Here is a 19,267-nt window from a genome sequence, read left to right on the forward strand (position 1 = left end):
TCAACGGCCGTCGTCGGCGCACCAGTAGGGTTCCCCGAGTGCCGCATATTCCAGAGAAGCTCCACGAACTCACCGTCGGCCAGCTCTCCGCCCGCAGCGGGGCCGCCGTCTCCGCCCTGCACTTCTACGAGGCGAAAGGGCTCATCAGCAGCCGGCGCACCAGCGGGAACCAGCGCCGCTACGGCCGTGACACGCTCCGCAGGGTCGCCTTCGTCCGGGCCGCGCAACGGGTCGGGATCCCCCTGGCCACCATCCGGGAGGCCCTGGCCCAGCTCCCCGAGGAACGCACGCCCACGAACGAGGACTGGGCCCGGCTCTCCGAGGCCTGGCGCACCGAACTCGACGAGCGCATCAAGCAGCTCGGTCGGCTCCGTGACCATCTGACGGACTGCATCGGGTGCGGCTGTCTCTCCCTGGAGACCTGCGTCCTGTCCAACCCCGACGACCGCTTCGGCGAACGGATGGCGGGCTCCCGCCTGCTGCCGGTGCGGCGCGGGCAGGGGGACATGGACTAGCCCGCCGACCGGGGGTGTCCCCGCCCCCGCCCGTGTGGCGGCTGCCCCCGCCGGAGCGGACACCGTGCCCGAGCCGACCACCCCCCGCCCGTGTGGGCAATCGTCCCGCAGGGCGGGACGGGTGGGCACACGGGACGGCGCCCTTCAGCGGCGCCTCCGCGTTTCGCGCCTGGACCCGCACCACGAGTGCGGCGCATCTAGGGGTGCGGGTTCAGGCGCGGGAGCCTCTGGCGCCGGCAAGGGGCGCCGTTCCGTTGTGCCCACCCGTTCCGCCCCGGCGGAACGCATGCCCACAACGGGGGGTGCGGGGGCGGGCACCGCTCCAGCCGGCGCGCCCACAACGGGGGTGGGCGAAGGGGGTGGGCACCGCCCCAGCGGAACCACTGCCCGCAACGGGGGTGGGCGGGGCGCAGCCCGCAGCGGTGGGGGGCGGTGAGGCGCGCATGAAGCCCCCCGCCCGTCGGGGTCTCACGCCGCCGAGGCCAGTCGGTGGGGGCGGTCGTCGCGTGCCCGGGCCAGTGCCCCCGAGGTCAGTGCCGCGCGCGGGACGCCCACCCCGCAGTCCCCGCACACCGGGCCGAGCCCCGGTCCCGCCCATTCGATCCGCGGCCCCGCGCACACCGGGCACGCCTCGCCCGGACCCCGCTCCAGCGCGGTGATCAGCCGCCGCAGCACCTCCGGCAGCGGGTCCGAGGGGTGCACCGCCGGGTCCTCGCAGCGGACCACGCCGTTCCCGCCCCAGACCCGCCGGTGCCAGTCGTCGAGCGCGCCGAGTCCGCGCAGCCCCTCCTGCTTCTCGCGCCGCCGCCGGGCGGCGAACCGCTCCTCGTACGCGAGCCACACGGCCCGCGCCTCCTCCAGTTCGTCGAGCGCGGCCACGAGCCGCCCCGGGTCGAGCTCCCGGTCCTCGGGACCGAACCTGTGCCTGCGGCACAGATGGTCCCAGGTCGCGCGGTGCCCGTAGGGCGCGAACCTCTCCAGACACTTGCGCAGCGAGTACCTGCGCAGCGCCGTGTCGCACCCCGGATCGCGCACCTGTCTCGCGAGACTCCGGAAACCGGCCATCCCTCGCCACCTCCGTCGCTGGTCCTTCGGCGATATCAGAGGGACGAACGGGAGCCCCGCCGTGTTCCATCGAAATTCCGATGGGAGCCATCAGCGGGGCGGAAGGGACGGTTCACCGGCCCGTCCGGGACGCCGAGACCACCACCCGGGCCAGCTCGGGACGGTGGATGTCGCTGTGCGAGCGGACCACCTCGGCCGCGTCCACGCTCACGCACCCCGAGCCCGGTATTCCTTCGCGCAGGGCCTCCGCGAGGGTCCGCTCCACCGTCCCCGGCACCGCCTGCACGCCGTCGTGTCCGATCGCGCCCCAGCGCGGGTCGTCCGTGCCGAGCAGCCCCGCCGTGGCGCCGGCCAGCGACTCGGAGTCGTTCGCGACCCGGGACGCCAGCGGGTACATCACCCCGAGCGCCGTGTCGTGCCGCGAGTAGCAGGCGACCACCGGCCCCCGGACCCGGTGCTGGAGGTCCCGCAGCGAGCCGGACCGCCTCGGGTCGTGCGGCAGCCGCGCCGCGAACGCGTAGTGCGAGAAGGCACCCTGAAGGAGCGTCACGGAGGCGACCGGCCGGGCCCCGGCGGGCAGCCCCCGCAGCGCGTACGCGACGAGCCGGGCGCCCATGCTGTGGCCCACGAGGTGGACCCGGAGTCCGGGGGCGGTCCGCGCGACCTCGCCGAGCAGCGGCCCGAGCCCGTGCTCGCCGACCTGCCCGGCCCGCTTCTTCATCACGTAGTACGTGGCCTGTCGCAGCGCCTCCCTGGCTCCCTTCCAGTACCGCTTCAGCCCCTCGCCGAAGAACCCCTCCGGCGGGACCGGGCCGGTGCCCTCGAGCGCCCCGGTGAACAGGGCGCACACCGCGACCGGGTCCGCGACCAGGAACTCGGGCACCGGCTCCCGGACGGCCACGGACCCCACGTTCACGTCCGTCAGTTCCCGCAGCAGCGCCCCGAACTCGGCGAACGCCGACTCCTCGGGCGGCGCGGCGGCGAGGAGTTCCGTGAGCCTCCCGATGACCGGCTCCTTCTCCGGGAGGACCGTCACGAGCGCCCGGTAGTCGGGCACCGGCTCGTCCGAGAACATCATCGAGGGCCAGATCACCCCCGCGTACCCCGCCTCCACCCCGGGCGCGAGCAGCCCGGGGAAGGGGGCGAAGAAGTCGGAGCACAGGCGGGTGGCGCCGGACGGCGAGCTGTTCCACCCGTGTGCGAAGACCACCAGGTCGCCGACCCCCCGGCGCGCCAGCGCGGCGAGTTCCGAGGCCTGGCCCGGCGGCCCGTCGCCGTCCTTGTCGAAGGTGATCTCCCGGTACGGCTCCACACTCATCCCGGTCACGGCCAGACCGTCCCTCCACGTCGAGGGGGCCGCAGCGCCGAGTGCGCCCCGTGCGCGGGCGGCGGCTCCTTGGCCAGCATGCCCGCGCACGGCCCCGCTCAGACGTGCGACGGCGCGTCAGCGCAGCCGGGCCGCCGAGACCCTGGGGAAGTGGATCAGCAGGTCGTAGGTGGTGGAGAGCCGCATCGGCACCGTGTCGCCCGGCCAGGGGTATGCCGTCCCGACCTGCCGGACCGGCCGGGGCACGGCCAGCCAGTCGCGCGCCGCCGGAGTCGTACGCCTCATGTCCAGGTAGAACGGGCCGGACGCGACCCGGTCCAGGGTGTGGGCGCTGCTGTCGGGGCCGAGCGGGGCGACGGCGAAGGCCCGGAGCGGCTCGCCGGGGGCTTCGGTGTCGTGCGCGTTGAAGGAGCCCTGTCCGAAGGAGGCGCCCACGCTCACGTAGTCCCGGCCGAGGGCGTCCCGGAGGAAGGCGCCCTGGGACCGGGGGTACTGGTCCGGCTTCGGCGTCTCGTAGCCGACGTGCCCGTTGTGCGCGGAGAGCACCATCCGGTCGCCGGTCCGCCGCTGCCACCACACGGTGTTCTCCGCCATGGCCCGGTCGCGGTAGAGCATCGCCGAGGCGACCCCCTCCGGGGTCGTCAGGTCGTGCGCGTACTCGGTGCCGACCTGGGCGATCGCGCGCGCGTGCTGCACCGCCCAGAGGTGCGCCTCCCTGGCCCCGGGGCCCTTGCCGGGGCTCTGCCGCTCCAGGAGGGCGAGGGCGCGGTTCACGTCGTCGGCCATCCGCTGCCGCTCGGCGCGCGGCCGCTCCAGGTACCCCTTCATCCAGGTCTCCACAGGGCCCGTGGGCCGGGAGTCCCGGTACAGCTCCCGGAAGCGGGGGAGGAGCTCCGGGTGGACGCGGGCGACGTACGAGGTGACGGCGTCGAAGAGGTTCGGGCCGGCGTAGCCGAGGTCGTTGCCCATGAAGCGGACCCGGTGCCCGGGGTGGAGCCGGTTGTGCTCGCGCATCCAGAGGAAGAGGTCGAGGTACTCCTCGGTGTTCCAGAGGCGGTACGACTCCTGGAACTCGTCCCGCATGATCGCCCGGATGTCGCCCCGGCCGGTGCGGACCCACTCGTCGACGAGGAGGCCCGTGGACCAGTTGGCCTCCAGGGCGAAGGTGGTGAACCCCCGGGACTCCACGAGGTGTTCGAAGACGCGGTGCTTGGTGGTGAAGAACTCCGCCGAGCTGTGGGTGGCCTCGCCGAGGCCGACGACCTTGGCCGGGCCGACCATCCGGTCGAGCGGGCGCAGATCGGTCAGGGGCCGGGCGGAGCGGGCGAGTTCCCGCGCGGGATCGGGGCCGGCCGGGGCCGCGGCGGCGCCCGCGGCGGGCGCCAGGGCGCCCAGGCAGGCGGCGAGGAGGAGCCCGACGAGCGGCAGGCGGTGCGGACGGCGTCGTAAGGAGAGGTTCATCTGCCCCAGCGTGGTCGGCGGGACGCCCGGGGGACATCCCGCCCGCACCCGTACCGTACGGGGGTTCGCCCCCTCTCAGCGGTACAGCAGGTACTCCTCGCGCACCGCCCGGAAGGCCTTCAGGTCCGCCTCCCAGGCGCCGACGACCTCGTCCACGCCCGCGCCCGCGTCGATCAGGGTCCGCACCCGGGTCGAGCCCGTCAGCTTGTCGATCCAGTGGTCCGCCCGCCAGGCGAAGCCGGACCACGAGCGGCGGGCCGTGACCAGGAGGCCGATGCCCGTCCGTACCGGGTCGAAGGCCTCCCGGTCGTGGACGTGCAGCTGCACCCCGCCCACCGTCCTCCCCTGGAACTTGGAGAAGGTCGGGGCGAAGTACGCCTCGCGGAACCGGACCCCGGGCAGACCGAGGGCGTTCGCCGCCTCCGCCCACCGCCGGTCGATCCCCTCGGCGCCGAGGAGCTCGAAGGGCCGGGTGGTGCCCCGCCCCTCGGAGAGGTTCGTGCCCTCGAAGAGGCACGTGCCGGAGTAGACGAGCGCGGTCTCAGGCGTCGGCATGTTCGGGCTGGGCGGCACCCACGGCAGCCCGGTCGCGTCGAAGAACTCCGTCCGCCGCCACCCCGTCATCCGTACGGTCTCCAGGGCGACGGGCGCGGCCAGGAACTCGCCGTCGAAGAGCCGGGCCAGCTCGGCCACCGTCATGCCGTGCGCCTGCGCGATCGGCTCCCGTCCGACGAAGGTGGCGAACGCCCGGTCCAGGACGGGGCCGAGCGCCGCCCGCCCGGTCACCGGGTTCGGCCGGTCCAGGACCACGAACCGCTTCCCGGCGAGGGCGGCGGCCGCCATGCAGTCGTACAGCGTCCAGATGTACGTGTAGAAGCGGGCGCCGACGTCCTGGATGTCGAAGACGACGGTGTCCACCCCGGAGGCGGTGAAGACGTCCGCCAGCGGCTGCCCGCTCTTCAGGTACGTGTCGTAGACGGGCAGGCCGGTCGCCGGATCGTCGTACCGCCCCTCGGAGCCGCCCGCCTGGGCGGTGCCCCGGAAGCCGTGCTCGGGGCCGAAGACGGCGACCAGGTCCACCCGCTCGTCGGCGTGCATCACGTCCACGATGTGGCGGGCGTCCGGGGTGACGCCGGTCGGGTTGGTGACGACGCCGACCCGTTCGCCCGCCAGGAGCGCGTATCCGTCGGCCGCTAGCCGCTCGAAGCCGGTCCGCACGCGGCCGTGACCGGACGCGGCGGGGGCGGGGGCGGCGTTCGTGGCCGTGGAGCCGGCCGCCACCGCCCCGAGGGCGCCTCCGGCGGCCAGCAGACTCCGACGCGACAGGCTCATGCGGGACCTCCTCGCCAGTGGCATGAGCACGCACGCTAGTGCTTCTGATCGTTCCGGGGAACGAGGCGTGCGGAACGGGTCTTCCGCCCTTCCATACCGACTGGTTAGTCTGTCCCCGTCGTCACAGTCGAGAGGTGGGTCCATGACCGCGGACACGAACGAGCTCCAGGGCGCCGGCGTCGTCGTCACCGGAGCGGGCGGCGGCATCGGCGCCGCCCTCGCCCGCCGCTTCGCGGCCGAGGGCGCCCGCGTCGTCGTCAACGACCTCGACCCCGGGCGCACCAAGGCCGTCGCCGAGGAGATCGGCGCCTTCGCCGTCCCGGGCGACGCCTCCGCCGTCGTCGACGAGGCCCGTGAGGCCCTCGGCGGCACCGTGGACGTCTGGTGCGCCAACGCCGGACTCTCCTCGCCCGGCGACGCCTTCGCCGACGAGGACGTCTGGGCCGCGGCCTGGGACGTCAACGTCATGGCCCACGTCCGCGCGGCCCGCGCCCTCCTCCCGGAGTGGCTGGAGCGCGGCAGCGGCCGCTTCGTCTCCACCGTCTCCGCCGCCGGACTGCTCACCATGATCGGCGCGGCGCCGTACAGCGTCTCCAAGCACGGCGCGTACGCCTTCGCCGAATGGCTCTCCCTCACCTACCGCCACCGCGGCCTGAAGGTCCACGCGATCTGCCCGCAGGGCGTCCGTACGGACATGCTCACCGCCGCCGGAACCGCCGGCGAGCTCGTCCTCGCCCCCACCGCCATCGAGCCCGAGGACGTCGCCGACGCCCTCCTCGACGCCATCGCCGCCGACCGCTTCCTCGTCCTGCCCCACCCCGAGGTCGCCGGCTACTACCGCAACCGCGCCACCGACCCCGAGCGGTGGCTCGGCACCATGAACCACGTCCAGCAGGCCTGGGAGACGGGCGCCCGTCGGCCGTAGTGCCGGCGGATGGGAAGATCTACCGGCGGGAACGCGTTCCCGTGACCGAAAACGATCACCAAGGAAGGCGGCGCAGCATGGCCAGGACGACGGACGGGAGCGGTGCACCCGTCCCCCAGAGGCTCCTCGCCGCCGCCACCCGGCTCTTCGCCGAGCGGGGCTACGACCGCACCTCCGTCCAGGAGATCGTCGAGGCCGCGGGGGTCACCAAGGGCGCGCTCTACCACTACTTCGGCTCCAAGGAGGACCTCCTCCAGGAGGTCTACTCCCGCGTCCTGCGCCTCCAGCAGGAGCGGCTCGACGCCTACGCGGACGCCGACGCGCCCGTCGAGGACCGGCTGCGCGACGCCGCCGCGGACGTCGTCGTCACCACCATCGAGAACCTCGACGACGCGTCCATCTTCTTCCGCTCCATGCACCACCTGAGCCCGGAGAAGCACAAGCAGGTGCGGGCCGAGCGGCGCCGCTACCACGAGCGCTTCCGGGCCCTGATCGAGGAAGGCCAGCGGGCGGGCGTCTTCTCCTCCGCCACGCCCGCCGACCTCGTCGTCGACTACCACTTCGGCTCCGTGCACCACCTCTCCACGTGGTACCGCCCGGACGGCCCCCTCACCCCCGAGGAGGTCGCCGCCCACCTCGCCGACCTCCTCCTCCGGGCCCTCCGTCCGTAGGGGGTGTCTTGCCGATCAGGCCGGGCTCGCGGCGTCTGGCACCGCGCCTCGCCGCGTTGTCGTCGGTCGACAACGCTCCGCGTTGCCTCCCTCCTCCGCCTTGCGATCCACGGCACCAGACGCCGCTCCCTGATCCGGCCTGATCGGCAAGACACCCCCTGAGCCGCCCCTTACAGGTACTTCTTCAGCTCCCGGCGCGCCAGCGACCGCTGGTGCACCTCGTCCGGGCCGTCCGCCAGCTTCAGCGTCCGGGCCGCCGCCCACAGTTCGGCCAGCGGGAAGTCCTGCGAGACACCGCCCGCCCCGTGCGCCTGCACGGCCTTGTCGATGATGTCGACGACCGCGCGCGGGGTCGCGATCTTGATGGCCTGGATCTCGGTGTGCGCGCCCTGGTTGCCGACGGTGTCCATGAGCCAGGCCGTCTTGAGGACGAGCAGCCGCAGCTGCTCGATGGTGACCCGGGCGTCGGCGATCCAGTTCTGCACCACGCCCTGCTGGGCGAGCGTCTTGCCGAAGGCGGTACGGGAGACGGCGCGCCGGCACATCAGCTCGACCGCCCGCTCCGCCATGCCGATGAGCCGCATGCAGTGGTGGATGCGGCCGGGGCCGAGCCGGGCCTGCGCGATGGCGAAGCCGCCGCCCTCCTCGCCGACGATGTTCGAGGCCGGGACCCGGACCCCGTCGAAGACCACCTCGGCGTGGCCGCCGTGGGAGTGGTCCTCGTACCCGTACACCTGCATCGCGCGCCGTACCTCGACGCCCGGGGTGTCGCGCGGCACGAGGATCATCGACTGCCGGCGGCGGACGTCCGGGCCGTCGGGGTCGGTCTTGCCCATGACGATGAAGATCCTGCAGTCCGGGTTCATCGCCCCGGAGATGTACCACTTGCGCCCGTCGACGACGTACGAGTCGCCGTCCCGCCGGATCCGGGTCTCGATGTTGGTCGCGTCGGAGGAGGCGACCTCGGGCTCGGTCATCGCGAAGGCCGAGCGGATCTCGCCGGCGAGGAGCGGCTCCAGCCACTGCTTCTTCTGCGCCTCGTCGCCGAACTGGGCGAGCACCTCCATGTTCCCGGTGTCCGGGGCGGCGCAGTTGAGGGCGGTCGGGGCGAGGTGCGGGCTGCGGCCGGTGATCTCGGCGAGCGGCGCGTACTGGAGGTTGGTCAGCCCGGCGCCGTACTCCGCGTCCGGCAGGAAGAGGTTCCAGAGCCCCTGCCGCTTGGCCTCCGCCTTGAGCTCCTCCACCACCGCCGGGGTGTCCCAGGGGGAGGCGAGCCGGGCGCGCTGCTCCTCGGCGACGGCCTCGGCCGGGTATACGTGCTCGTCCATGAAGGCGAGGAGCTTCGCCCGCAGTTCCTCGGTGCGCGCGTCGTACGCGAATTCCATGACGGATCAGCCTTCCTGAAGGGTGGTGAGGCCGTGCTCGATGAAGACGGGGACGAGTTCGCCGATGCGGTCGAAGCCGGCGCCGACCGTCTGCCCGAGGGTCCACCGGTAGTGGATGCCCTCCAGGATCACGGCGAGTTTGAACCAGGCGAAGGCCGTGTACCAGGCGAGCCCGGAGGTGTCGCGGCCCGAGCGGGCCGCGTAGCGCTCGACCAGCTCGGCCGCGCTCGGGTGCCCGGCGGCGGTGGCGGTCGTGGAGATGGGGGAGCCCGGCAGGTCGAGGGGGGTGCTGTACATGACGAGGAGGCCGAGGTCGGTGAGCGGGTCGCCGAGTGTGGACATCTCCCAGTCGAGGACGGCCCGGATCCGGTCGTCCTCGCCGACGAGGACGTTGTCGAGCCGGTAGTCGCCGTGGATCACGGTCGGCGGCGGCGAGGCGGGCAGCGCGCGCCCGAGGGCGGCGTGCAGCTCGTCGATCCCCGGCAGTTCGCGGCCGCGCGAGGCGTCGAGCTGCTTGCCCCAGCGGCGCAGCTGCCGGTCGAGGAAGCCGTCCGGGCGGCCGAAGTCGCCGAGCCCCGCGGCCTCCGGATCGACGGCGTGCAGGTCGACGAGGGTGTCGACCAGGCCGAGGACGGTGGCGCGGGTGCGCTCGGGGCCGAGCGCGGCGAGCTCATGGGCCGAGCGGTACGGCGTCCCGTCGACGAAGTCCATGACGTAGAACGGCGCGCCGAGCACCGACTCGTCCTCGCAGAACAGGACCGTCCCGGGGACGGGCACGTCGGTCGCCCCCAGGGCGCTGACGACGCGGTGCTCGCGCCGCATGTCGTGGGCGGTGGCGAGGACGTGGCCGAGCGGGGGACGGCGGACCACCCAGCGGCCGGTGCCGTCGCTCACGGCGTACGTCAGGTTCGACCGGCCGCCCTCGATCAGCCGGGCCTCCAGGGGGCCGGAGAGCAGCCCGGGCCGCTCGCGGTCGAGGAACCGGCGCAGCTGCTCGGGGTCGAGTCCTGGCGGCGGGGCGGAACTCATGGGTGCGTACCTCCGGATCGGTTGCGTCGGCGCCCATGATGACCGACCAGTCGGTATGCAGTCCAGGGGGGCGGCTGGAAAGCGCGTCCCGCCCTCTGGTGGCTGGACGTATGCATGAATAGGGTTCACATATGGATGCGAAGCTGATCGTCGACGAAGTCCGGCTCACCCCGATCCTCATCTCCGACCCGCCCCTCCTCAACACCCAGGGCGTCCACCAGCCCTACACGCCCCGGCTCGTGGTCGAGGTGATCACCAGGGGAGGGGTGAGCGGACTCGGGGAGACCTACGGCGACGGCGTCTACCTGGACATCGCCCGGCCGCTGGCCGAGGCGCTGCCGGGTCGATCGGTCACGGATGTGAACGGCCTCTTCGCGCTGGCGGAGGAGGCGGGTGGCGTCGCGCCTTCCGGGACGGACGCCGGGGTCGACGCGAGCGGCCTGCGCGGAGTGCGCACCGCCGACAAGCTCCGCCTCTCCGTCGTCTCCGCCTTCGAGACCGCCTGCCTGGACGCCCTCGGCAGGACCCTCGGCCTGCCCGTCCACGCCCTCCTCGGCGGCAAGGTCCGCGACGAGGTCGAGTACGGCGCGTACCTCTTCCACAAATGGGCCGGCACGGACGACTGGGGCGCGGCCCTCGACCCCGCCGGCATCGTCGCCCAGGCCCGCCGCTTCGACCGCGAGTACGGCTTCCGCTCCTTCAAGCTCAAGGGCGGAGTGTTCGAGCCCGAGCGGGAGATCGCCGCGATCCGGGCGCTCGCCGAAGCGTTCCCCGGCCGCCCGCTCCGCCTCGACCCCAATGGCGCCTGGTCCGTGGAGACCTCGCTCGCCGTCGCCCGCGAACTGAAGGACGTCCTGGAGTACCTGGAGGACCCGGCGAGCGGCACCGCCGCCATGGCCGAGATCGCCGCCCGCACGGACGTCCCGCTCGCCACCAACATGTGCGTGACGACCTTCGAGGAGGTCCCGGAGGCCTTCGCCGCCGATGCGGTACGGATCGTCCTCTGCGACCATCACTACTGGGGCGGACTCCACCGCACCCGCGAACTGGCCGCGCTCTGCCGGACGTACGGCGTCGGGCTCTCCATGCACTCCAACACCCACCTGGGCATCAGCCTCGCCGCCATGACCCAGGTCGCTGCCACGCTGCCCGGCCTCCACCACGCCTGCGACACCCACTACCCGTGGCAGACGGAGGACGTCGTCACCCCCCGCCCCGCCTTCCGGGCGGGCCGGCTCACGGTCTCCGACGCGCCGGGCCTCGGCGTCGAACTGGACCGCGAGGCGCTCACGACCCTGCACCGGCGCTGGCTCGACGACGACGGCACGTTCAGGGACCGGGACGACGCGGCGGCGATGCGGAGGGCGGAGCCGGGCTGGACGCCGAGCACGTGGTAGCACCACAACCGGGCCGGCCCCCCGCCGGCGTACGGGCGCTCGCTCCGCCCCGCCCTCCGCCCCTGTGTGCGGGCGCACCCGCCGGGGCGGTGCCCCCGCCCCGTGCGGGCCGCACCCGGCGGGGTGCGGGGCCCCCGCCCCCCGCCCGTGTGGGCAGTCGTCCCGCTGGGGCGGGACGGGTGGGCACACGGGACGGCGCCCTTCAGCGGCGCCTCCGCGTTCCGCGCCTGGACCCGCACCACGCGTGCGGCGCACGTTCCGGTGCGGGTCGGGGCGCGGGAGCCTCTGGCGCCGGCAAGGGCGCCGTTCCGTTGTGCCCATCCGTTCCGTCCCAGCGGAACGATTGCCCACAACGGGGGCGGCGAGGCGCGGAACAGCCGCTCGCAACGGGCGTGGGGTCACGCGTGGCAAGCCACCGGCACCCCTCCGTTCATCGCCGCCATGTCCCCGAAGACCGCCACCGGATCCAGCGGCGACCCCTCCGGCAGCCCCTCCAGCTCCGCGTACGCCCGGTGCAGGTTCGCCACGAGCCGCTCGCTCTCGCGCCACGCGGCGAACTCGCCGAGCTCCGCCCGCCGGGCCGTCTCCAGGGGCGTCGACCCCTTCGCGTACCCCTCGACGGCGAGCTCCCGCACCCAGAGCAGGTACCGCTCCGTGGTGTCGTACGCCGTGGGGTCGGTCACCCGCCCGTGCCCCGGTACCACCGTCGACGCGTCGAGGGAGCGCAGCAGGTCGAGCGCGCGCAGCGAACCGGCGAGCGAACCCATCGGCAGGAACGGCGTCCCGCCGTGGAAGATCAGGTCGCCGGTGAAGACGACGCCCTGCTCCGGGAGATGGACGATCGAGTCGCCGGTGGTGTGCGCGGCGCCGGGGTGGAGCAGCCGCACCTCGATCCCGCCGACGTACAGCGTGAGCCGCTCGCTGTACGTCACGGAGGGCGGCAGGATGTCGACCCGCCCGAAGTCGGTCTGCGGCCACAGCAGATGGAGCTGGTGCCCGGCCGCGAGCTGCTCGGAGCGGCAGTTCTCGTGTCCCACGATCCGCGCCTCGGGGCGGAACACCCCGTTGCCGTAGGTGTGGTCGCCGTGGTGGTGGGTGGAGACGATGGTGCGGGGCAGCGGCAGCCCTTCGGCGAGCACCGCCTCGCGCAGCAGCTTCGCGCGCCGTTCGGTGGCGGCGGTGTCGACGAGCAGAGACTCGTCCGCGTCGCCGATGAACCCGGCGTTGTTCAGGCACCAGCCGCCGTCGGGCTGGACGAAGGCGTGCACGTGCGGAGCGAGCGTGACCACATAGGGATCGGTGGCAGACAAAGGGATTCCCCCGGATGAGAGCCCGACTGGACAGGGGGAAGACTGCCAGTCGGCCCGGCCCGGGGGAAGTCGGAACGGACCACTCCTCGGCCTGCCCTCGACATGCCCCCGGCCTACTCCTCGTCCCATCCCTGCGCCGCCACGAAGGCGTCCCCGTACTCCGCCGACCAACGGCCCAGCGCCTCGATCGGTCCGAGCAGCGAACGCCCCAGCGCGGTCAGCGCGTACTCGACCCGGGGCGGCGTCTCCTCGTACGCCCGCCGTTCCACCAGCGCGTACCCCTCCAGGCGCCGCAGCGTCTCCGTCAGGACCTTCGCGCTGATCCCGCCGATCTCCGCCCGCAGTTCACCGGGGCGGCGCGGCCCGCCCGCGAGCGCGTACAGCACGACCCCGTTCCAGGTGTGGGAGAGCAGGTCGAAACCGAGCCGCGCCCGGCAGTCCGCGAGGAGCCGGTCGGGTTCGATGCCGGGAACCATTCGGTAAGTCGCCTCCCGCCTACGGTCGTTCACGTCAGCACGCACAACGGTACGTGAGGGAGGACGCCCCATGAGGGTGGGAGTACTGGGTACGGGAGCGATGGCACGGGCGCTCGGCGGGGGATGGGCCGGGGCCGGCCACGAGGTGCTCGTCGGCGGCCGGGACGCGGAACGGACCGCCGCGCTCGCCGCGAGCACGGGGGCCAGACCGGGCACCCTCGCCGAGGCCGCCCGTTTCGGCGAGGCGACCCTCCTGGCCCTGCCGTACGACGCGGTCCTGCCGGCCCTCGGGACGGTGGGCCCCGTCGACTCGTTCGGCGGCCGGATCCTGATCGACTGCACCAACGCGGTCGGTCCGGGGCCGGTCCTCACCACCGGCGAGGGCCCCGGCGCCGCCCGCACCCTCGCCGCCGCGACGGGCGCCCGGGTGGTGAAGGCCTTCAACCACGTGACACCGGCGGTGTGGAGCCGTACCCCGCCCGTCTTCGCGGACGGACCGGTCGCCGTCCCCCTGTGCGGGGACGACGAGGAGGCCCTCGCGCTCGTCTCCACCCTCGCCGCCGACCTGGGCTGCGCCCCGTTCGTCGCCGGCCCGCTGGCCCACGCGGACCTCCTGGAGGCGACCACCGCCTTCCTCATCGGCCTCTGGACCTCGGGCCGCGACCCGCGCGCCATGCTCCCGCCGCCGGCGGCGCTCGGCGACTGACGCCCGGCTTGCGGTCCGGGCCGGTCGCACCGAGGGTCGGAGGTATGAAGGCGATCAGTTACAGCCGGTACGGCGGCCCCGAGGTGCTGGAGTACGGAGAGCTGCCCGACCCCAAGGTCGGCCCCGACGAGGTCCTGGTCGAGGTGCGGGCGGCCGCCGTCAACCCCGTCGACTGGAAGGCGCAGGCCGGGTATCTCGACGGCATGCTCGACGCCGTCTTCCCGGTCGTCCCCGGCTGGGACGTCTCCGGCGTCGTGATCCGGCTCGGCGTCTCCGTCCCCGAGTACGCGGTCGGGGACGAGGTCATGGGGTACGTCCGCGAGGACGTCCTCGCGCACGGCACCTTCGCCGAGTACGTCGCCGCCCCCGTCCGCACCCTCGCCCGCAAGCCCCGCACCTTCGGGTTCGAGGAGGCCGCGGCCCTCCCGCTCGTCGGCCTCACCGCGTACCAGGTGCTCCATCGGCCGCAGGCCCTCGCGGTGCGCCCCGGCGACACCGTCCTGGTGCACGCGGCGGCCGGCGGGGTCGGCTCGATGGCCGTGCAGATCGCCCGCCACTTCGGCTGCCGGGTGATCGGCGCGGCCCGGGACGCGGGCCTTGAGCAGGTCGCGGAGCTGGGCGCCGAGCCCGTCCGCTACGACGAGGAGACCTTCGCCGACCAGGTCCGCGCCCTCGCCCCGCAGGGCGTGGACGCCGTCCTGGACACCATCGGCGGCCCGTTCCTGAAGCTCTCCGCCGGGCTCCTCGCCCCCGGGGGCCGCCTGGCCTCGATCGCCGACGGCGAGGTCCTCGCCCTCGGCGGCCGCTACTTCTGGGTCCGTCCCGACGCCGCCGACCTCGCGGTCCTCGCCGACCTGGCCGACGCGGGCGTCCTCACCGTACGGGTGGCGAGGACGTTCCCGTTGGAGCAGGCGGCCGAGGCCCAGCGCGCCAACGCGGCGGGCGGTCTGAACGGCAAGGTCGTGGTGACCGTCCCCTAGGGGGTGTTTGACAATTTCCGTCGGATCAGGGTCGCGGTCTCACCAGATCACCGCCGCCCCGAGGGCGGCGAGCGCGATAGTGCACACCGTCGCGAGCAGCGCGCCCCGAGGGGAGAGCGGGAGCGGCCGGGCCGCGCCCAGGGAACGGATCCTGCGGTGGGCCACCGCCAGGAAGGCGACCCACACCAGGGACGAGAGCGCGAGCCCGGTCAGCTCCCGCGCCGTGATCTCGTCGCTGACCACCAGCTTCATGGCGAGCACCGCGACGACCGTGCACGACAGGGTCGTACGCCGCCACGCGAGCCGGGTCCGCTCCGGCTGGAGCCCGGGATCCCGGGCCTCGCCGGCCGAGCTCACCGTCCGGCCCAGCCGAAGACGACGAGCACCACCATCGCGAGGGCCACGACGGCCACCGCGAGGCTGAGCAGCGCCGGGAACCGGGACACCGGAAGGTCCTCGCCCAGGCGCATGGCCCGTTCGCAGCGCACCCAGTGGTTCACCGCCCGCAGGGCGCACAGCACACCGGCGGCGAGCAGCGCGAGCGCGAGCCCGACGCGCACGCCCCAGCGCAGGTCCGGCAGGAACTGGTCGACGGCGAAACCGCCGCCGACCAGGGCGAGCGCGGTCCGGATCCAGGCCAGGAAGGTCCGCTCGTTGGCGAGGGAGAAGCGGTAGTCGGGGGTGTCGCCCTCGTCCCGGATCCGCTGCGGCGCGAGCCACAGCCGCAGGCTCTGCACGAAATCGCTCACCTGTGCACCCTAACGGCCGGGTGACCGGCCCGCCGGACGCGCGTCCCGCGCCGCGGGGCTCTCCGCCTGCGCCAGCAGCCCGTACGCGGCGAGGCCGTCCGGCACCCACTCCCAGGCGCCCGCCGCCCCGGGCAGCCGTGCGGCCAGCTCCTCGTCGGTGAGGAAGCCGTGCCAGGCGACCTCCTCCACCTGCGGGTCGACCGGCAGTTCGCAGCGGACCTCGTAGACGGCCGACCACCACTTCCCGGCCACGCCCCCGGAGTCGTACAGGAACCGCGCCACCGGCTCGGGGCGGGGCAGCCCGGACACGCCGAGCTCCTCCTCGGCCTCCCGCAGCGCGGCCTCGTCGTAGGACTCGCCGGCGCCGACGACCCCGCCGACGAACATGTCGTACAGGGAGGGGAAGACCAGCTTCGTCGGCGTCCTGCGGTGGACGAAGATCCTGCCCTCGGCGTCCCGGACCCGGATGAAGACGCAGCGGTGGATCAGGCCCCGCGCGTACACCTCACCGCGCGGGGCCTGCCCGATCACCCGGTCCTGCTCGTCGACGACGTCGAGGATCTCTTCGGAGGCGCTCATGCGCCCATGAAATCACCGTGCGAGGAAACGTCACTGCCCCATGACGTACTTGACCGTCGGCCCGGTCGTCCAGCCGCCGTCCACGGCGAGCTCCGCGCCCGTCACGTACGAGGCGGCGTCCGAGAGGAGGAAGACGACCGCGCCCGCGATCTCGTCGGCCTCGCCGACCCGGCCCATGGGCGTGTTCGGGTACTTGCCCTCGCCGCGCTCGATGCCGACGGAGGCCGTCATCGGGGTGTAGGTCATGCCGGGGTGGACGGAGTTGACGCGGATCCCGGCCGTGCCGAGCTCCACCGCGCCGATCTTCGTCAGACCGCGCACGCCCCACTTGGAGGCGCCGTACCCGGCGGTCAGGGCCAGGCCCATCAGCCCCGCGGCCGAGGAGATGTTGACGATCGAGCCGCCGCCGGCCTCCTTCATCGCCGGGATCGCGGCCTTCATGCCGATGAAGACACCGGTGAGGTTGATGTCGAGGACCTTGCGGAAGTGCTCGACGGACTCGGTCTCCAGGAACGCGCCGGTCGAGATGCCGGCGTTGTTCACCAGACCGTGCAGCCCGCCGAACTCCGCCACCGCGAAGGCGACGGCCGCCGCCCACTCCTCCTCGGAGGTCACGTCGTGGTGGAGGAACCGGGCCCGCTCGCCGAGCGCCTCGGCGGTGGCCTTGCCGTCCTCGTCGAGCACGTCGGTGATCACGACGTTCGCGCCGGCGGCCACGGCCTGCCGGGCGGCCTCGGCGCCCAGGCCGCGGGCGCCGCCGGTGATGAGCACGGTCTTGCCGGTGAGGTCGTTCATGAGAGGTCCCTTCGGGGTCTTCGGGTCTTCAGACGCTCCGGGGCTGTGCGGCCCGGAGAAGCGCGGTGGTGGTCTCGACGAGGTCGGCGAGGAAGAGCGGCTCGTCCGTGAGGGGCTCGGTGCCGTCGAGGTACTGCCGGGCCCGGTCCGCCATCGCCGCGCCCACCACGGTCAGCGCCAGGTCGAGGCGCTCCAGGAGCAGCGGCTCGGGCAGTCCGCCGGCGGCCAGCCGGTCCGCCATCCGCTCGATCAGGCGCCAGTAGGCGGTGCCGGCGAGCGTGGGGTGGGGGGTGCGGGTGCGCACGCCGCTCTCGTGGCTGAGCTGCGCGGAGATCCGCAGGCAGCGGCGGCCCCGGTCGGTGCGCAGCTCGGTGGCCTCGGCGGTGACGAGTGCGGCGACCAGCTGTGCCAGGTCGTCGCCGGCGGCGTCCAGGAGGGGGGCGAGCACCTGTTCCGTACGGGTCTGGCGGCCGGCCATGACCGCGTCGAGCAGTCCCGCGCGCGAGCCGAAGTGGTACTGCACGGCGGAGGGATTGGCCTGTCCGGCCCGTGCCACGACGTCCCGCAGCTGTGCGCCGGCGACGCCCTGTGCGGCGAAGAGCTCCTCCGCCGCGCGGATCAGTTTCTCCCGGGTCTCGGGCCCTGACGTCCTTGCCATGTCTTCATATTAATGCTCGACATTAGAAAACGGAAAGGCCGGACGGTTGACTCGATACATCCGTGTATCCAAGATGCGGTCCATGTCCTACGACGCTGATGTGATCGTGATCGGGGCGGGCCTCGCCGGCCTCGTCGCCACCGCCGAGCTGGTCGACGCCGGCCGCTCCGTGATCCTCCTCGACCAGGAACCCGAGCAGTCCATCGGCGGTCAGGCCCACTGGTCCTTCGGCGGTCTGTTCCTCGTCGACTCGCCCGAACAGCGCAGGATGCGCGTCAAGGACAGCCACGCCCTGGCCCTGCAGGACTGGTTCGGCACGGCGGGCTTCGACCGCGCCGAGGACCACTGGCCGAGGAAGTGGGCCGAGGCGTACGTCGACTTCGCCGCCGGCGAGAAGCGGGCCTGGCTCCACGCGCGCGGGGTGCGCTTCTTCCCCGTCGTGGGCTGGGCCGAGCGCGGCGGCTACGACGCGAACGGCCACGGCAACTCCGTACCCCGCTTCCACATCACCTGGGGCACCGGCCCCGGCCTCGTCGCCCCCTTCGAGCGAAAGGTCCGCGAGGGCGCCGCCCGCGGGCTCGTCGACCTCCGCTTCCGCCACCGCGTCACCGGCCTCGGCCGCACGGCCGGAGCCGTCGACACCGTCTCCGGCGAGGTCCTGGCCCCCTCCGCCGCCGCCCGGGGCACCGCCAGCAGTCGTGAGGTCACCGGCGCCTTCGAGCTGCGCGCCCAGGCCGTGGTCGTCACCTCCGGAGGCATCGGCGGCAACCACGACCTCGTCCGCGCGCAGTGGCCCGCCCGCCTCGGCACCCCGCCCGCCAAACTGCTCTCCGGCGTCCCCGCCCACGTCGACGGACTCATGCTCGGCGTCGCCGAGAAGGCCGGCGCCCACCACATCAACCGCGACCGGATGTGGCACTACACCGAGGGCATCGAGAACTGGGACCCCATCTGGGCCCGGCACGGCATCCGCATCCTGCCCGGACCCTCCAGCCTCTGGCTCGACGCCACCGGCAAGCGGCTGCCCGTCCCGCTCTTCCCCGGCTTCGACACCCTCGGCACCCTCGAACACATCATGCGGACCGGCCACGACCACACCTGGTTCGTCCTCGACAAGCGCATCATCGGCAAGGAGTTCGCGCTCTCCGGCTCCGAACAGAACCCCGACCTCACCGGCAAGTCCGTCCGCGACGTCCTCGGCCGTGCCCGCGCCGACGTACCGGCGCCCGTCCGGGCCTTCATGGACCACGGCGTCGACTTCGTCGTCGAGGACGACCTCTCCGCCCTCGTCCGGGGCATGAACGCGCTCACCGACGAGCCGCTCATCGACGAGGCCGCCCTGCGCCGGGAGATCACCGCCCGCGACCGCGAGATCGCCAACCCCTTCACCAAGGACCTCCAGGTCACGGCGATCCGGGGGGCCCGCAAGTACCTGGGCGACCGGCTGATCCGTACGGCGGCGCCGCACCGCCTCCTCGACCCGAAGGCGGGTCCGCTGATCGCCGTACGGCTCAACATCCTCACCCGCAAGTCCCTCGGCGGCCTGGAGACCGACCTCGACTCCCGCGTCCTGACGGAGGGCGGCGAGCCCCTGGACGGCGTGTACGCGGCGGGCGAGGCGGCCGGCTTCGGCGGCGGCGGAGTCCACGGCTACCGCTCCCTCGAAGGCACCTTCCTCGGCGGCTGCATCTTCTCCGGCCGGGCGGCGGGCCGGGCGGCGGCGAAGGCGGTCGGCTGACGCAGGGGTCGGGTCGGGGCGACCGGGCGTACGGCCCCGGGGCGTGCGGGCGTGCGGGCGTGCGGCCGGACGGTCGGCTGTGCGGCCGGGGCGGTCGGGCGCCGCCCGGGAGCGATCGGGTGCCGGCCGAAGGAGACGGCTCGCGGACCCGCCGCGCCCACCCCCGTGT

Annotated in this window: 20 protein-coding genes; 7 read left to right on the forward strand and 13 right to left on the reverse strand. The window is 73.7% G+C overall.

What is annotated here, in order from left to right:
- The first annotated feature begins 38 nt into the window (after positions 1-38).
- Entirely contained in the window at positions 39-515 is a 477-nt protein-coding gene (soxR, locus tag BLW86_RS29790) for a redox-sensitive transcriptional activator SoxR (RefSeq protein ID WP_093876897.1), read from the forward strand.
- Positions 516-983: 468 nt separating this feature from the next.
- Here soxR and BLW86_RS29795 read toward each other — a convergent pair whose 3' ends face one another.
- The 4 genes from BLW86_RS29795 to BLW86_RS29810 form a co-directional block, all read right to left on the reverse strand.
- Complete coding sequence (locus tag BLW86_RS29795; RefSeq protein WP_093876898.1) at positions 984-1,580, reverse strand: hypothetical protein; 597 nt, start codon at positions 1,578-1,580, stop codon at positions 984-986.
- Positions 1,581-1,692: 112 nt separating this feature from the next.
- Positions 1,693-2,898: an alpha/beta hydrolase family protein gene (locus BLW86_RS29800; protein WP_177181968.1), complete on the reverse strand. Its 1,206-nt coding sequence runs from the start codon at positions 2,896-2,898 to the stop codon at positions 1,693-1,695.
- A 126-nt stretch (positions 2,899-3,024) separates the two neighbouring features.
- Complete coding sequence (locus tag BLW86_RS29805) at positions 3,025-4,368, reverse strand: erythromycin esterase family protein (protein ID WP_093876900.1); 1,344 nt, start codon at positions 4,366-4,368, stop codon at positions 3,025-3,027.
- A gap of 75 nt (positions 4,369-4,443) precedes the next feature.
- The gene (locus BLW86_RS29810) at positions 4,444-5,700 is read right to left on the reverse strand and encodes an exo-beta-N-acetylmuramidase NamZ family protein (protein ID WP_093876901.1); all 1,257 of its coding nucleotides are present in this window, start codon (positions 5,698-5,700) and stop codon (positions 4,444-4,446) included.
- 142 nt (positions 5,701-5,842) lie between these two features.
- Between BLW86_RS29810 and BLW86_RS29815 the strand changes: the two genes are divergently transcribed.
- Both BLW86_RS29815 and BLW86_RS29820 read left to right on the forward strand, forming a co-directional pair.
- Positions 5,843-6,625, forward strand: a complete 783-nt coding sequence (locus BLW86_RS29815) for an SDR family oxidoreductase (RefSeq protein ID WP_093876902.1) — start codon at positions 5,843-5,845, stop codon at positions 6,623-6,625.
- Positions 6,626-6,702: 77 nt separating this feature from the next.
- The gene (locus BLW86_RS29820) at positions 6,703-7,296 is read left to right on the forward strand and encodes a TetR/AcrR family transcriptional regulator (protein WP_093876903.1); all 594 of its coding nucleotides are present in this window, start codon (positions 6,703-6,705) and stop codon (positions 7,294-7,296) included.
- Between the two features lie 170 nt (positions 7,297-7,466).
- Here BLW86_RS29820 and BLW86_RS29825 read toward each other — a convergent pair whose 3' ends face one another.
- On the reverse strand, positions 7,467-8,681 hold the full coding sequence (locus BLW86_RS29825; RefSeq protein ID WP_093876904.1) for an acyl-CoA dehydrogenase family protein: 1,215 nt from the start codon (positions 8,679-8,681) through the stop codon (positions 7,467-7,469).
- Positions 8,682-8,687: 6 nt separating this feature from the next.
- The gene (locus BLW86_RS29830) at positions 8,688-9,710 is read right to left on the reverse strand and encodes a phosphotransferase family protein (RefSeq protein WP_093876905.1); all 1,023 of its coding nucleotides are present in this window, start codon (positions 9,708-9,710) and stop codon (positions 8,688-8,690) included.
- A gap of 131 nt (positions 9,711-9,841) precedes the next feature.
- Here BLW86_RS29830 and BLW86_RS29835 point away from each other — a divergent pair, with 131 nt between their 5' ends.
- The gene (locus tag BLW86_RS29835; RefSeq protein WP_093876906.1) at positions 9,842-11,107 is read left to right on the forward strand and encodes an enolase C-terminal domain-like protein; all 1,266 of its coding nucleotides are present in this window, start codon (positions 9,842-9,844) and stop codon (positions 11,105-11,107) included.
- A gap of 398 nt (positions 11,108-11,505) precedes the next feature.
- On the opposite strand, the gene BLW86_RS29840 is transcribed toward BLW86_RS29835, so the two are convergent.
- Positions 11,506-12,417 carry an MBL fold metallo-hydrolase gene (locus BLW86_RS29840; RefSeq protein WP_093876907.1) on the reverse strand — a complete coding sequence of 304 codons (912 nt, stop codon included), beginning with the start codon at positions 12,415-12,417 and terminating at the stop codon, positions 11,506-11,508.
- 113 nt (positions 12,418-12,530) lie between these two features.
- Positions 12,531-12,893 (reverse strand): winged helix-turn-helix transcriptional regulator, encoded by a 363-nt coding sequence (locus tag BLW86_RS29845; protein WP_256341467.1) that lies wholly within the window; start codon positions 12,891-12,893, stop codon positions 12,531-12,533.
- A 70-nt stretch (positions 12,894-12,963) separates the two neighbouring features.
- Here BLW86_RS29845 and BLW86_RS29850 point away from each other — a divergent pair, with 70 nt between their 5' ends.
- Both BLW86_RS29850 and BLW86_RS29855 read left to right on the forward strand, forming a co-directional pair.
- A complete protein-coding gene (locus BLW86_RS29850; protein WP_093876909.1) occupies positions 12,964-13,599 on the forward strand; it encodes an NADPH-dependent F420 reductase in 636 nt (211 codons plus the stop codon).
- Between the two features lie 44 nt (positions 13,600-13,643).
- Positions 13,644-14,579, forward strand: a complete 936-nt coding sequence (locus BLW86_RS29855) for an NADP-dependent oxidoreductase (protein ID WP_093876910.1) — start codon at positions 13,644-13,646, stop codon at positions 14,577-14,579.
- Between the two features lie 39 nt (positions 14,580-14,618).
- Here BLW86_RS29855 and BLW86_RS29860 read toward each other — a convergent pair whose 3' ends face one another.
- From BLW86_RS29860 to BLW86_RS29880, 5 genes are read right to left on the reverse strand one after another with little or no spacing between them, the layout of a single operon-like run.
- The gene (locus BLW86_RS29860; protein WP_093876911.1) at positions 14,619-14,936 is read right to left on the reverse strand and encodes a DUF202 domain-containing protein; all 318 of its coding nucleotides are present in this window, start codon (positions 14,934-14,936) and stop codon (positions 14,619-14,621) included.
- Positions 14,933-15,328 (reverse strand): YidH family protein, encoded by a 396-nt coding sequence (locus BLW86_RS29865; RefSeq protein ID WP_093876912.1) that lies wholly within the window; start codon positions 15,326-15,328, stop codon positions 14,933-14,935. Before BLW86_RS29865 ends, BLW86_RS29860 begins: the two co-directional genes overlap by 4 nt.
- Before the next feature lie 9 nt (positions 15,329-15,337).
- Positions 15,338-15,907, reverse strand: coding sequence for an NUDIX domain-containing protein (locus BLW86_RS29870; RefSeq protein ID WP_256341468.1), 570 nt, complete (start codon positions 15,905-15,907; stop codon positions 15,338-15,340).
- Positions 15,908-15,937: 30 nt separating this feature from the next.
- Positions 15,938-16,702, reverse strand: a complete 765-nt coding sequence (locus tag BLW86_RS29875) for a glucose 1-dehydrogenase (RefSeq protein WP_093876913.1) — start codon at positions 16,700-16,702, stop codon at positions 15,938-15,940.
- Positions 16,703-16,730: 28 nt separating this feature from the next.
- The gene (locus BLW86_RS29880; RefSeq protein WP_093876914.1) at positions 16,731-17,360 is read right to left on the reverse strand and encodes a TetR/AcrR family transcriptional regulator; all 630 of its coding nucleotides are present in this window, start codon (positions 17,358-17,360) and stop codon (positions 16,731-16,733) included.
- 82 nt (positions 17,361-17,442) lie between these two features.
- Here BLW86_RS29880 and BLW86_RS29885 point away from each other — a divergent pair, with 82 nt between their 5' ends.
- A complete protein-coding gene (locus BLW86_RS29885) occupies positions 17,443-19,098 on the forward strand; it encodes an FAD-binding dehydrogenase (protein ID WP_093876915.1) in 1,656 nt (551 codons plus the stop codon).
- Positions 19,099-19,267 lie beyond the last annotated feature (169 nt).

Source organism: Streptomyces sp. TLI_105, from assembly GCF_900105415.1.
In the GTDB taxonomy this organism is placed as follows: domain Bacteria; phylum Actinomycetota; class Actinomycetes; order Streptomycetales; family Streptomycetaceae; genus Streptomyces.